The sequence below is a fragment of the Rothia sp. 88186D007BW genome, assembly GCF_053544215.1.
The window spans coordinates 178,809-192,217 of the sequence record NZ_JBPPTR010000001.1 but is presented as its reverse complement, the minus strand read 5'-3'; the positions used below and the strand labels follow the sequence as shown (position 1 = coordinate 192,217).

Here is a 13,409-nt window from a genome sequence, read left to right as displayed (position 1 = left end):
AAACCCTTAGCTTTGAAGGACACCGCACAACTGTATGGCACACCATCAGCAGCTTCTCGACTGGATCGAGAACGAACTGATTAACCAGACCCTGCGTCTGGGCGATAACCTGCCCGATGATAGGGCCCTGGCCCAACAGGTGGGCATCAGCCAGAACCATATGCGGGAAAGCCTCAAACACTGGGAAGAAATTGGGGTGCTGAAGCTCTATGAGGGGCGGAAAAAGAGCATTATCGCTCAACTGGTGCGAGAGCCAGCCGTCCTAGCTGGGCCTGCCATTAGCCTTTACCTGGCTAGCTCCCCCTCCCCTCGCCAAGACCTCCTGGCAACCTGCCTGCTCCTTGAACACCATGCCCTGGCAGGGCCCACCTACGATCAGTCAGCTTTTGAAGAACTAGATCGCATCCTTGAGGCTATGCAGAGTGCTGATACTAGCCTGAGCGACTTTCATGAGCTTGAAGCCGACTTTCATATCCAGCTAGGGCGCCTATCGGGCAACGCCCTGGCCTCAGCCCTGCTGGCGACCCTGCGTGCTGCCATGATTGAGGCCCGCTTTGAGCTGGTAAGCCAGGTGCCCCTGTGGAGTGCCACTGCCGCCCGCCTGCGCATGGAATACCGTGCTATCGTCGATGCGGCCTGCTGCGGTGATGCGGCGCTAGCCCAGACCCTGCTCAAAGCCAATCTGCACGAGCGTTTTGCTGAAGCCGGGCACCAGGTAGACCTTACTGCCCAAACCCAGGAATCTAACGACCTTAACCTCAAACCTATTGAGGTAGAAGCCCAGGAGCTCATCCCTGAGAGCTGGGATGGCCCCCTGGGGGCTGACCCTCTTGAACCGGGGCTCTTTAAAGCTCTAGCTACCATCCAGCCCATTGACGCTGCCTCCGCTACAGGTGCCGCTGCTGATACGGGCTCCGCTACTACCAGTGCTACCCGCCGTCGGCAGGGGACGGTGAGCCCAGCCGTCCGCCCAGCCTGCTCCTTGCAGAAAGCTGAAACTAAGACCACAGGTGCCGAACCCAGCCAGCTAGCGGCTGCTCCTACGATAAACCTGCCCCAGCCTGCTACGGGGGAATACGCAGAAGGTAGAACTCCTGCAGCCACCTCCCAGCACCCCACTGTGCAGCAGCTCAAAAAGCGTTTTGACCTGGTAGGTTATTTCGGTTTCCGTAAAAGCACCCCTGCCCCCTAGGGGTTGGGTACCCTGCCCTGCCTGCTGGTAAGAATCTGTGGGTGGAGCAAAAGATAAGAGGGCACCTGCCCTGAATAAGAGCTACCCGCAGGCTGACAATAAGCCTCAGAAGGTAGATAAAACGAGAAAATGCTCTCACTTGCCGGTGAACAGGGAGCGAAAATTTCTGTTTACCTGTAGGCTTGGGAGAGAGCGTTTTTCACGCCGAGGGTATTGCTATGCCCTTTATGCGTGCTTTGGAGCGTTTATACCGGTATAGCGCCCGGATAGCTACCGACCTACCACCCCTGGGTGGTTGCCATCGGCCGGGTATCGACCACTATTTAATAAGTGAGGTGAATCCAATGGGTTCAGTTATCAAGAAGCGCCGCAAGCGTATGTCTAAGAAGAAGCACCGCAAGCTTCTTCGCAAGACTCGCCACCAGCGCCGCAACAAGAAGTAAATTCTTCACCGCGAGCCCCGCACCTATCTCGGTGCGGGGCTCGCGCTGTTTTCCCCACAGCCAATAAAGGTTTCCACAGCTAATAAAGCTTTCCAGGGCCAATAAAGCACAGACGCCTACCCGTAGCCGGGCACAGCAAGAGCACGCTAGGGTGGAGCAATGGCTATACCACTGATTGAACTGCTGACCAAGCCAGGCTGCCACCTCTGCGAGGCCGCCTGCCAAACCACCGGCCAGGTAGCAGATAGCTATGGGCTAACCTATACAGAAATCAATATTGAAGAGCACCCCGAACTACTAGAACGCCACCGCAATGAAATCCCGGTGCTGCGAGTTGACGGTGAGGTCAAGGACTTCTGGCAGGTCAACGCCAAGCGCCTGGCTAAAATAATTGAGAAAAAATTAGCAGAGTGAGGGGCTGCTACAGCTCAATAGTTAGCGCTCCCTGCCCAGGTTTGAGAGACTAGAGGTATGAACACTTCTTCGGCAACTGTCACCGTACACCTGATGCGCCACGGCGAGGTGCACAACCCCGACCGTATCGTTTACGGGCGTCTACCCAACTATCACCTGTCTGAGGCTGGGCAGAAGATGGTGCGTCTCTCAGCTGAAGAGTTCAAACGCCGTGCGGACGCCGGGGCCAAGATTGTGCACCTGGTCTGCTCCCCGCTGACCCGCACCCGTGAATCTGCTGCCCCCATCGAGGAACTTCTGGGCCTGGTCGCCCAGCCTGATGAGCGCGTCATTGAGGCCGATAACTACTTTGAGGGCTTGCACGTTAATAAAGAAGAGCTGCTGACCAACCCCCGCCACTGGAAGCACCTGCTTAACCCCCTGCGTCCCTCCTGGGGTGAACCCTACCGGGAGCAGGTTACCCGTATGGCCCAGGCTATTAAGGACGCCGCCCGCACCGCCTACCAGAAAGGCGGGGATGGGGCAGAAGCAATTATTGTTTCCCACCAGCTGCCTATCTGGATGGCCCGCACCTCTGTTGAAGGTGGGGCGCTGCCGCATGATCCGCGAAGCCGCCAGTGCAACTTAGCTTCCATTACAAGTCTCACCTTCCCCAATATTTTTGCCCCCGGCAAACCCGACCTCTCTTACTGTGAGCCTGCTGCTGAGCTCTATTCAGGTGTTATCCAGTTGCCGGGGTCATAATGGCACCGACACCCAGCGCCCACCCTGATCTGAAAGACCTGCACCCCATGTCTGCCCTTCTTTCCCTCCAGCTGAGCCGTAAGCAGGCTCTGAGTATTGCCGCCCTCGGAAGCCTGGGTCTGCTCTCTGCCTGCTCATCAGGCCAGGACTCCCTAGCCACTCAGGCCGATGCGGGGGACTCTAAGGGCTACATTGCAGGGGACGGGAGCGTCACTGAATACGCCGAAGAACAGCGGGGCCAACCTGTTGATTTTGAAAATGAGCTCTTTGACGGCACCGTTATATCAGCTGCCGATTTGCGTGGCAAACCTGTTCTGCTGAATTTCTGGTATGCCGGGTGCGCCCCCTGCCGGGCTGAAGCCCCCCTGCTCAACGGACTCTACGAGACCTACGGGCAGCAGGTCGCCTTCTACGGGGCTAATGTGCGCGATGAAAAAGGCACCGCAGAAGCCTTCGAAAAGAATTTTGGGGTTCCTTACCCCTCCTTCCGCGACCTGAACGGTAAGGTGCTCCTTGCCCTGAGCAAGTACGTGCCCGCCCAGGCGGTGCCAACCACCATCGTCCTTGATACACAGGGGCGGGTAGCTGCCCGCATTCTGGGGCAAATTGATAAATCTGTGCTGGGCACCCTGCTTGAAGACCAGGTCAGTGTCTAGTTTCGGCACTATCGTTCTTGATGGTTCTCTTTGGCTGGCCCTGCCCCTTGCGGCACTGGCGGGCCTAGTCTCCTTTGCCTCCCCTTGCGTCCTGCCCCTGGTGCCCGGCTACCTGGGCTATGTGACCGGGCTATCTGGCGGTGAACTGAGTGACCGCCGCCGCAAGCTACGCATGGTGACTGGTATCAGCCTTTTCGTGCTGGGTTTCTCCCTCATTTTTGTGCTCATGTCTGTGGTGCTAGCCCAGCTAGGGGCTGCCCCCTGGTTACGTGGGCAAGGCTGGGTCAACCTGGTGCTAGGCCTGCTGGTGATGCTCATGGGCCTGGTTTTTATGGGCCGTGTACCTTTCTTCCAGCGCGATCGAAAAATTGAGGCTAAACCCCCGGCTGGCCTCTGGGGGGCACCTGTCCTGGGCATCACCTTCGGGCTGGGCTGGGCCCCCTGCATCGGCCCCACCTTCGCGGCCGTGCAAACCCTGGTCTACACCGGCGGCTCAGATAACACCAAGGCAGTGCTACTGACTGCCGCCTACTGCCTAGGCCTAGGAGTCCCCTTCCTGCTAGTAGCACTGGGCGTCGCCCGGGGTGTTAACACCATGGGCTGGGCCCGCAGAAACAGGCTCCTACTCCAACGCCTAGGCGGGGGCATGCTCATCATCATCGGCCTACTGCTCGCTACCGGCCTCTGGAACCAGATCATCTCCTGGTTTCAAGCCAGTATGCCGGTCTACGAACTCCCCATCTAACCGCACCCAGGCCCCAGGGCACCCACCTCACCGAGACACACCACCAAAGACAGCAAGGAAAATATGGCAGAGACTCAGGACGCCCCCACCCTAGGGCCGCTGGAAATGCTCCGCTGGGCATGGACACAACTGACCAAGATGAACACCGCCCTCTTCCTGCTACTCATGCTGGCAGTTGCGGCAGTACCTGGCTCTATCTTCCCCCAGCGTATCCAAGACCCCACCGCCGTAGCCAACTACATCCAAGTGCACCCCACCTGGGGCCCTATCGCCGATAAAATCCAGCTCTTTGACGTCTTCTCATCAGCCTGGTTCGCAGCTATCTACCTTCTGCTCTTCATCTCCCTGATTGGGTGCGTCATCCCCCGCGCAGCCAAGCACTATCGGGCCATGCGCTCAGCACCAGCCCGAACCCCCAAGAACTTTACCCGCCTGCCCCAGCACCGCACCCTCACCATCCCCCACAGCGCCGGGGTAGGGGAGCTGACCGCCGCTACCGCAATTAAAGACGCAGCAGACATCCTGAAACAGCGCCGCTACCGCATCGAAATCTGCGAAGAAGCCCCCGGTGTTTTCAACGTTTCTGCCGAACGCGGCTACCTGCGCGAACTCGGCAATATCCTCTTCCACCTGGCCATGATCGGTGTGCTCATCGCAGTAGCAGTAGGCTCCCTCTTTGGTTACAACGGCCAGCGCATCGTCACCGAAGACGAAACCTTCGTCAACTCCCTGGTCTCCTACGACTCTTTTAGCCCCGGCACCAACTACAACCCCGACTGGCTAGTACCCTACTCGGCCACCATGAACGAGCTAACCGTCGACTACGACCGTCAAGAAGGCTCACCCACCTACGGCTCAGACATCAACTACCAAGCCCAGTTCACCCTCACCACAGCAGACGGCCAAGAGTACAACCAGACCCTCAAAGTTAACGAACCCATCTACATTGAGGGCACCTCCATCTACCTACTCGGCAACGGCTACGCCCCGGTCATCCGCATCAGCAACGCCGATGGCTCCACCGCCTACGAAGGGCCAGTGGTAGGCCTGCCCTCTGGCCAGAGCTACCTTTCCTCCGTGGTGCTCAAAGTGCCGGACGCCCACCCCCAGCAGCTAGGTTTTGTCGGCATGTTCCTGCCCACCGGCGAACGCACCCCCGGCAAACCCCCCACCTCCATCGACTCAGACCTCCTCAACCCCATGCTGGTACTCCAAAGCTACACCGGTGACCTAGGGCTTGACCAGGGCATACCCCAAAACGTCTACGTGCTAGACATCGACAAACTCGAACCCCTCAATACCATGGCCGCAGGTAACGGCATCGTCCTGGATGCCCGCAACCCCACCGCCACCCTGCCCAAGGGCCACGGAACCATTGAATTCTTAGGCGTCAAACGCTATGCCGGTATCGAAATCAGATCAGACCCCGGCCGCCCCCTGGCCCTGGCCTCAGCAGCCCTCCTCTTTGGGGGCCTGCTCATCTCAGTCTTTGTCGCCCGCCGCCGCGTCTGGGTACGCGCCACCCAAAGCGGCAGCGGAGAAGACCGCCTACTCACCATCGAATACGGCCTACTGGCCCGCGGCGAAGACCCCCGCCTTGCCGCCGAAGCAGAAAAACTCACCGACCTCTTTGCCCAGCGGTGGGGGCTAGAATTTGATGAAGCCTAACCCACCCACCACTACCTGTACACTTGGCCGGGCACCGGCGTCCGCACCCTACCTCCACCCGTGAAGTGAGAACACCATGTCAGAAGTCAACATAGAACTCGCCCGCTGGAGCGAACTCTTCATGTACCTCGCAGCCATCACCTACATGGTGGCCTTTATCGCCTTCACCTGGGACATCGCCGCCCACTCCCGCACCACCAAACGCCTCGAAGCTGCCAACACCCCCCAACCTGACAAAGAACTCGTCAGCACCAAGACCACAAATGCCCGCACAGCCCGCATCAGCGGAACCGAACAAGGAACCGGCACCCGCGGCATGGGCTACAAAAAAGCTGCCGCCACCAAAATAGCAGGCCACGTGGCCGACTCAGAGATGCGCTACGGCACCGGCGAGCGCCGCCCCGCTGCCCGAGCTGGCGTGGCCATCCTGGCCCTGGGCTGCCTGATCCACCTAGCAGGTGTGCTCTCACGAGCCTTTGCCGCCAACCGCGTACCCTGGGGCAACATGTACGAATTCTGCACGACCGGCGCCCTACTAGTTGTTGCAGTGTACCTAGGCTTTCTCATCTTCCGTGACCTACGCTTTGTCGGCACTCTCGTCTCTGGCCTGGCACTGACCATGATGACCGCAGCCACCATCGCCTACCCCACCCCCGTAGGGCAGCTAGTGCCCGCCCTCCAGTCCTACTGGCTAGTCATTCACGTATCGATTGCCGTACTGGCCTCAGCAATCTTCACCATCACCTTCGCCATGGCCGTCCTACAACTGGTGCAAACCTCTCGGGAGCGCCACCTCATCGAAGAAACCGCTAGCCCCCTAACCCGCCTAGGCTTCATGCGTCTCATTCCCACATCGACCGCCCTGGAAAACTTCTCCTTTCGCCTCAACACCGTCGGCTTTGCCATGTGGACCTTCACCCTGGGCGCTGGCGCCATCTGGGCAGAGAAAGCATGGGGACGCTACTGGGGGTGGGACACCAAAGAAGTATGGACCTTCATCATCTGGGTGGTCTACGCAGCCTACCTGCACGCCCGCGCCACCCGCGGCTGGTCAGGCCCGCCCAGCGCCTGGCTCTCCATCACCGGCTACCTCTGCATCATCTTCAACTTCACCGTAGTCAACGTCTACTTCTCAGGCCTGCACTCCTACTCGGGTTTGTAAGCCGGTCAGTTGGGTAAGCGCCAGTGGTTCCCCAAGTGGGGAGTTAGTGGCGCTTTCTTGTGGGCGGGTAGGGGTTGAAACCTATCTAGGTATATGTTGTACTTAGATATGTGAGGAGTGTGATATGCAACCTACTATCTACCCGCCTTCCCTGATCCGGGCAACCCTACCCACCGCCGTCCTGGCCTGCCTAGAGCAGGACGACCTGCACGGCTACGGCCTGGCTACCCGCCTAGAAGAGCTGGGCTACGGACGACTACGCGGCGGATCCCTCTACCCGGCCCTCTCCAAACTCGAAGAAGCCGGGTACGTCACCACCACCTGGACAGAAGGGAAGAGCGGCCCCGCCCGCCGCCAATACCGGCTCACGGACGCAGGCGCCCGCCAACTCGCCAAGGAACGGGCCACCCTAGCCCGGCTTGCTAACGCCCTCGGGGCCTAAACCGCCGGAAGCGTTTCAACATGACTCAAGGAGGAGACATGGCAACTAACCCTTGTCGGCTCTATCTGCATTCTCTACTCATGCTCGCGATATTCGGTATATGGGGTTACGGACTTTACACGACTGATGACTACGCTAGCTTGACCTGGCGCCTACCACTCCTAGCTGTCATTGTCATCGGTGGTGCTTTTGAAACCAGAAGACACTACCGGGCCTACCGTCAGGCAAAAGCGCAGTCCAGCTCATTCTGACGCTGGGCGATCCCTATCGTCCGTAGAATCGGTAGTGTCGTCGCCCTGCTCGCCGGTCTCCTTACGGTTCTTGCGTTCCTGCCACTGGGCGTCCTTGCGCTCGCGGCGGGCGCGGGCCTCAAGGAACTTCAAAAACTCAGGGTCATCATCAGGTGCCACCGGCGGCTTAGCAGCAGGTGCCCCGAAAGATCCGTGCCGTGACCCACGGGGGCGCCCCAACCAAAACCAGAGCGCCGAACCCACCAGAGGGAAGAGCACCAGCACAGCAAGCCAGGCCCCCTTAGGTAGGGCGCGCACACGCAAACGGTCGGTCTGAGCGGCATCCAGAATCGAATAAATCCATACGCCCAGTAAAAGAGCGGCGCCGCCAATCATCAAAATAGCTCTACCCATACCCCCATTTTTCCATGAAGAGGCCCGCCATCCCCACTTTGTGCGCTCAGAGCGTGCCAGGTGCGCGGACGCCCGCCCCAGCAGGCCCCTCCCACAGCAGGTAGGTAGAATAAAGGGGTGAATTTTCTGAAATACTCCCTGCTCCGCCTGCTCATCTCAGCCGCCGCCTTCTTCGCCTCCTACTACTTTGGGGTGGGCTTCATCCTGGCTATTATCTTTGGCGCAATCATTGGTTTTGCTATCTGCTACCTGGCCTTCCCCCACCTGCACGATGCCGCAGCAGCAGACTTCAACCGCATGATTTACCGCAAGAAGAAACCCACGACAAGTCTTGAAGCGGAAAACCAGGCCCTTGAAGATGAACTAGACGAAGCTGCCCGCCGCAGCCAAGGCCTCTAATAGCCGGTAAAGACCGTAGCCCGCTCCGCAAAAATCTCCAGCGGGTGCAGGGCAACCGCCAGCGCAACCAAAAGCGAATAGGCCAAGGCAATGAGGCCAGCCTGTTTGAGCACCGGAATCAGATCACGCCCCAGGGCACCTGAGAGCACCACTAAGGCCGAATGCACGACCGGCCCCAGCAGAATAAAAGCCAGGGCATACCAGGGGTTCTGCGGTACCAACAAGGTGGTAAGAGCCAGGCCCAGGGCCATCTCTGCGGCATAGACAATACGTGAAGCACGGTTGCCCAACCGCACCGCCAAGGTTTTCTTACCGGCCTCAATGTCGGTGGGAATATCGCGCACATTATTAGCCATCAGCAGGGCACAAGAAAAGAGCCCAAGAGCAATCGCGAAGACCCAAGAGCTCAGGGTGAGCTGGTTACTCTGAGTGAACATGGTGCCCAAGGTGGCGACCAGGCCGAAGTAGATAAAGACGAAGATGTCCCCTAGACCCATGTAACCGTAGGGGTGCTTGCCACCGGTGTAGCCCCAGGCTGCCAGCACAGCCGAGGCACCAATCGCCAGGAACCACCACTGCTGAGAGAGTAAAACCAGGCCCAGCCCGCTCAGACCCGCTAAGCCGAAGCAAAGGAAAGCTGCCATCTTCACGTGGGCAGGTTTGGCCACACCTGAGCCGACCAGGCGCAGGGGCCCTACACGGACTTCGTCCGTACCTTTAATGCCGTCGGAGTAGTCGTTGGCGTAGTTAACGCCCACCTGCAAGAAGAAAGCTACCAGGAAGGCCAGTAAGGCACGGGCAGGCTTGAACTGGTGCACTTCGTAGGCTGCGGCGGAGCCAGCAATAATAGGAGCTGCCGCCAAGGGGAGTGTGCGCAGACGCGCCCCTTCAATCCACTGTGCAACTGTCGCCACTGCCTCGCTCCTTGTTAGCCTGGGTGCCTAGGTGGCGCAGATACGCCACAAATACACACCATTCTCTCACTTTTTAGCGGCCTGCGCCTGCTAGCTACCGCCTGATGTGCCCCGGCTTACCTGCTGGTCTTGCCAGGCCTTGGCCAAAAGCCTCTGAACTGCTCTGCGGTCAGGCTTGCCAGTGGGCAGGGTAGGCAGCTCAGGGAGCACCCTCACCAGCTTGGGGGCGGACGCTGCCCCCAGTGTCTCTGCCACCAGCTGGGGCAGAGCCTCCACCAGGTCGTGCGGGGGTTCGCTACTGCCAGCTACCAGGGTGATGGCGGCGGTAATAGCGGTGCCCCAGCGGCTATCTGGCACCCCGACCACGAGAGCTTCCCGCACGGCAGGGTGGGATTCCAGAGCAGTAGCAACAGCCCCCGCACTGGTCTTAACACCACCAGAAATTAGCACATCATCGGCCCGCCCCATCACTGTAAGAGCGCCAGCGGACTGGTCGAAGCTGCCCAGATCATCGGTACGGTACCAGCGGGTTCCCTGCTCATCGGTAAAGAAATGGGCGGCTGTGCGCTGCTGATCCTGGGCGTAACCGCTGGCAATAGTGGGCCCACCCAACCAGATTCTGCCAGGTGCCTCTGGGCTAGGGGGAGCATCCTGTGCGGGCTCACAGAAAACGCGGACGCCCGGCAGCGGCTTACCCTCATAAACGCAGCCCCCAGCGGTTTCAGCAGACCCATAGGTGCGCACCACAGGTAAGGCCAGGGTGCGGGCGGTGCTGATGAGGTCGGCGCTGGCCGGGGCGCCGCCTAAGAGAATGGCAGAGAAGGACCGAAGAGCCTCGAGAGTTTCATCGCCTAGGGGGCTATCAAGAGTTTCCAGAAGGTGGTGGAGCTGGGTGGGCACCAGGGAAACCAGTCGGTTCTGGGCAGAGAGCTTTTCTGCAGAACTCACAAAATCCTGGGCGGTGAAACGGCCCCTCTGACTTACCGAATCAGTGAGTACAGGAACAGTGCCAGCCAGGGCAGACCGGGCCACCACCTGAGCCCCGGCAACGTACTGCAAGGGCAGGGCAAGGAGCCACTGGGCGGCGTAGGTGTTTGTAGCGGCTTCGGTGCCGCGGGCTGAAGCCACCAAAGCTGAAGCCGATAGCACCGTCTGTTTGGGGGCGCCGGTGGAGCCGCTGGTGGCAACAACCAGGGCGGGGCCGTCCTGCCCCTGGCCAAAGAGCCGCTCAAACTGAGCCAGCATATCCTTGACCGCAGTGAGCGGTTCGTGGTGTAGCTGGGCACCAACCCGAACAGCGTCCTTGCCTGTTTCAACCCTGGCAGCAAGAGGGGATAGGGGCTTGCCTGGGGGCATCACAGTGTATTTCCTTCCACACGGCTCTCTACCCTCAACGATAATAGACTCCTCTGTCGTATGAGACCTAGGAACTGTCTTTTCACATCTGGGAGCTTTAGCCAGTATCTGTGCTGGCAGGTTCCGTAGCATGTGAAGTAGCTCCTAGCGAGCTTTGAAAAGGGTGGGAACTTGGGAGTAAATTAATGATGTACTCCTATGTCTAGATTTATAGCCGGGATACTCACCACGCACCTACTCCAACGAGGACTTCAATGTCAGATTCTTCTATGCCCACTGCCCCTGGGCAGCCCTCACCCTACGCATCCCAGCCTGCCCAAGCGGTACAGGCTCCCCAAGCAGCACAGGCTTCTCAGGCAGCTCAGGCTTATCAGTCAACCCCGGTAGCCCCTGTGCAGCAGCCCATCCAGTACCAGCAAACACCGGTTGCCCCTAACCAGGACCAAGCCCAGCCTATTTACGCCCAGTACCCACCAGTTCAACCTGCACAACCGGTTCAATCCCCACAATCTGGCCAACAACCTGCACAACCCTATGCTGCTGCCCCGGCAGTACCTCAAGCTCCGGCCCAGAAGTCCCCCTTTAGCATTGGCGCTGTGGCACAGTGGACGGTTTTCTCCCAGATCCTACATGGCCACACCATCCCTGCCCTAAACATCGCTCACTCATCTTCCCTGTTCTGGGCAGCCCATGTCGCCATTTTCGCTGGTATCGTCGGCCTCTTCTACGCTACTACCATCGCACGTATCAGCGCCGCAGCTACCAGCTTCGCCGATGACCTCCTCGATTCTATGTCAGGAGGCCTCTTCAGCTCCTCCGGCTATTCAAGCTCAGACTACTTCGGGCTAGATTTCGGCGAGTGGTTCCAGTTCTTTATATACGCAGCCCTCCTCTACGTAGCCTATTTCTTCATCCGTTCACTCTGCGTCTGGGCCGTCTGCGGAATCCGCAAACAGAGTGTCCCCTTCTCAGTAGCTGCCACCAATGTCGCCAGCGCCTACACCGGCCAGCTAGTTCTCACCGCTCTACTTTTCATCCTTGTCCTCGTACCCAGCACAGGTTTCGTCTCATTCGTTACCTTCATCGGTATCATGCTCTACGGCCTGCTGAGCTACCTCAGTGAACTGCTTCTCTACACCGCCATCAACCGTTCAGCACCCTTCGCTAAGTCTCCGCTGATGCCACACGTACTTCTCACCGGGGTATCAATGACTGCAACCTTCCTTGCCTTCACCGCCCTCACCTACATATTCGCTGTCTAAGGACCGCCATGAATAAGATCTCTTCAGCCCTGGCCAAGATAACCGGCCTCGCCCTTGCAACTATCGCCGCTGGAGCCCTCACACTCGGCAGCACCCCAACTGCTAGTGGCCCAGCTATAGAGCCAACTATCACCATCGAAACTGTTGCCTCAACCGAGCCCATCACCACAGTCTTTGGCGACTCCGTAGACTTCAACCGAGTATCTGTTGACACCGAACTAGGGCTAGCTGGCACTGTACAACAAACCTGGGCCTTCACCGTCGACACAGATCAAGCCAACGTAACCAACGGCCAGCTGCAGGACTACCTGAGCCCAGACCCCTCCGTTGGCACCATTACCAGCGCAGAGAACGCAGGGCAAACAACATACACCGTTTACCTTGAAGGTAAAGACGCCATAGAATTCAACACTAAATTAGGCAGCTATATCCCCGGCGCCTACTTTCAGTTAGAAGAACCTAACGGCTTCTACCTCTGGCCCGGTTACAACGTCCGCATGTATCTGCCCGTGACCGAGTCCAAACTGGCCGGCGGCGTCGACGGAGCCTACACCTACAACCTCAAACTACCCTTCTGGAACTCTTTTGACCCCGCAGGGCAGGCCCTGGTCGCCCAAGGTGTAATCGTCAGCGGCAACACCGTCAGCGGCACACAGAGCAACATGCAAGGCAATGACCTGACCAGTCACATCTACCTTGCAGCTGCTGGCCCTACCCTCGCCAGCCTTATCGTCATGGCGCTACTCCTACTGCTCCTACTCGCACTTGTCTTACTGTTCATCCGCCACCGTGCAGCAACAAGAGATCGCAGACGAAAAGCCAAGGCACGGCGCAAGAATGCTGCTGCCGCTGCCACTAGCTCAGGTAGTTTTGCCGCCCCTCAAACGGCAGTAGACAACAACCCTACAATTCCGCTGACCTACCCCCTGGCTAACCCTAACCCAGCTCCTGCCGCGGCGCCCTACCAGGTGACTGAAAACGTCCTGCCCGCTACACCTTCTACACCCGCAGAGCCTGCCCTGCCTACAGCGCCGATGGAGCCAGTTCAACAGGTCCAGCCAGTCCAGCCAGTTCAGCCAGTTCAACAGGTCGAGCCAGTTCAGCCAGTTCAGCAGGTCGAGCCAGCTCAGCCGGTGGAGCCTAGCTATGAGGCTGCACCGAGGCAGGCCCCTGAGAACTTGCTACCTGGTGTGGCTAGCTACCAGGCTCAGGCCTCCTACCCCCAGCCGGATGCAGCACGAAAGGCGCAGCCCTCACCCCAGGTAACCGCTTGGCAAGGTTCTTTCACCGAGCAAAATATGCAGTAGCTGAGATGACCTAAGGAAGCTCAAGGCGCCCCACTTCACCTGTGAAGTGGGGCGCCTTGAG

15 protein-coding genes are annotated in these 13,409 nt (G+C 58.9%); 12 read left to right on the top strand and 3 right to left on the bottom strand.

Translation table 11 applies throughout. The features are described from left to right. Positions 1-34 precede the first annotated feature (34 nt). The 9 genes from ACEE09_RS00950 to ACEE09_RS00910 all read left to right on the top strand — a co-directional run bounded on the left by ACEE09_RS00950 (position 35) and on the right by ACEE09_RS00910 (position 7,466). Positions 35-1,192 carry a FadR/GntR family transcriptional regulator gene (locus tag ACEE09_RS00950; RefSeq protein ID WP_449081233.1) on the top strand — a complete coding sequence of 386 codons (1,158 nt, stop codon included), beginning with the start codon at positions 35-37 and terminating at the stop codon, positions 1,190-1,192. A gap of 344 nt (positions 1,193-1,536) precedes the next feature. Further along, entirely contained in the window at positions 1,537-1,635 is a 99-nt protein-coding gene (locus ACEE09_RS00945; protein WP_005504750.1) for a 30S ribosomal protein bS22, read from the top strand. 159 nt (positions 1,636-1,794) lie between these two features. Beyond that, positions 1,795-2,049 (top strand): glutaredoxin family protein, encoded by a 255-nt coding sequence (locus ACEE09_RS00940; RefSeq protein ID WP_449081229.1) that lies wholly within the window; start codon positions 1,795-1,797, stop codon positions 2,047-2,049. Positions 2,050-2,106: 57 nt separating this feature from the next. Further along, positions 2,107-2,793, top strand: a complete 687-nt coding sequence (locus ACEE09_RS00935) for a histidine phosphatase family protein (protein WP_449081227.1) — start codon at positions 2,107-2,109, stop codon at positions 2,791-2,793. Between the two features lie 47 nt (positions 2,794-2,840). Further along, positions 2,841-3,449, top strand: a complete 609-nt coding sequence (locus tag ACEE09_RS00930; RefSeq protein WP_449081225.1) for a TlpA family protein disulfide reductase — start codon at positions 2,841-2,843, stop codon at positions 3,447-3,449. Beyond that, a complete protein-coding gene (locus tag ACEE09_RS00925; protein ID WP_449081223.1) occupies positions 3,442-4,194 on the top strand; it encodes a cytochrome c biogenesis CcdA family protein in 753 nt (250 codons plus the stop codon). Before ACEE09_RS00930 ends, ACEE09_RS00925 begins: the two co-directional genes overlap by 8 nt. A gap of 63 nt (positions 4,195-4,257) precedes the next feature. Then, entirely contained in the window at positions 4,258-5,862 is a 1,605-nt protein-coding gene (gene resB, locus ACEE09_RS00920) for a cytochrome c biogenesis protein ResB (protein WP_449081221.1), read from the top strand. A 76-nt stretch (positions 5,863-5,938) separates the two neighbouring features. Then, positions 5,939-7,024, top strand: coding sequence for a c-type cytochrome biogenesis protein CcsB (gene ccsB, locus ACEE09_RS00915; RefSeq protein WP_449081219.1), 1,086 nt, complete (start codon positions 5,939-5,941; stop codon positions 7,022-7,024). 124 nt (positions 7,025-7,148) lie between these two features. Beyond that, complete coding sequence (locus tag ACEE09_RS00910) at positions 7,149-7,466, top strand: PadR family transcriptional regulator (protein WP_449081217.1); 318 nt, start codon at positions 7,149-7,151, stop codon at positions 7,464-7,466. A gap of 242 nt (positions 7,467-7,708) precedes the next feature. On the opposite strand, the gene ACEE09_RS00905 is transcribed toward ACEE09_RS00910, so the two are convergent. Further along, positions 7,709-8,110: a PLD nuclease N-terminal domain-containing protein gene (locus ACEE09_RS00905; protein ID WP_449081215.1), complete on the bottom strand. Its 402-nt coding sequence runs from the start codon at positions 8,108-8,110 to the stop codon at positions 7,709-7,711. Positions 8,111-8,227: 117 nt separating this feature from the next. Between ACEE09_RS00905 and ACEE09_RS00900 the strand changes: the two genes are divergently transcribed. Further along, positions 8,228-8,509 (top strand): DUF4229 domain-containing protein, encoded by a 282-nt coding sequence (locus ACEE09_RS00900; protein WP_449081214.1) that lies wholly within the window; start codon positions 8,228-8,230, stop codon positions 8,507-8,509. On the opposite strand, the gene ACEE09_RS00895 is transcribed toward ACEE09_RS00900, so the two are convergent. After that, a complete protein-coding gene (locus ACEE09_RS00895) occupies positions 8,506-9,423 on the bottom strand; it encodes a 1,4-dihydroxy-2-naphthoate polyprenyltransferase (RefSeq protein ID WP_449081212.1) in 918 nt (305 codons plus the stop codon). The genes ACEE09_RS00900 and ACEE09_RS00895 overlap by 4 nt on opposite strands. 90 nt (positions 9,424-9,513) lie before the next feature. Then, on the bottom strand, positions 9,514-10,779 hold the full coding sequence (locus tag ACEE09_RS00890; RefSeq protein WP_449081339.1) for an AMP-binding protein: 1,266 nt from the start codon (positions 10,777-10,779) through the stop codon (positions 9,514-9,516). A 254-nt stretch (positions 10,780-11,033) separates the two neighbouring features. Between ACEE09_RS00890 and ACEE09_RS00885 the strand changes: the two genes are divergently transcribed. After that, positions 11,034-12,041 carry a hypothetical protein gene (locus ACEE09_RS00885; protein ID WP_449081210.1) on the top strand — a complete coding sequence of 336 codons (1,008 nt, stop codon included), beginning with the start codon at positions 11,034-11,036 and terminating at the stop codon, positions 12,039-12,041. An 8-nt stretch (positions 12,042-12,049) separates the two neighbouring features. Beyond that, positions 12,050-13,348, top strand: a complete 1,299-nt coding sequence (locus tag ACEE09_RS00880) for a hypothetical protein (protein ID WP_449081208.1) — start codon at positions 12,050-12,052, stop codon at positions 13,346-13,348. Positions 13,349-13,409 lie beyond the last annotated feature (61 nt).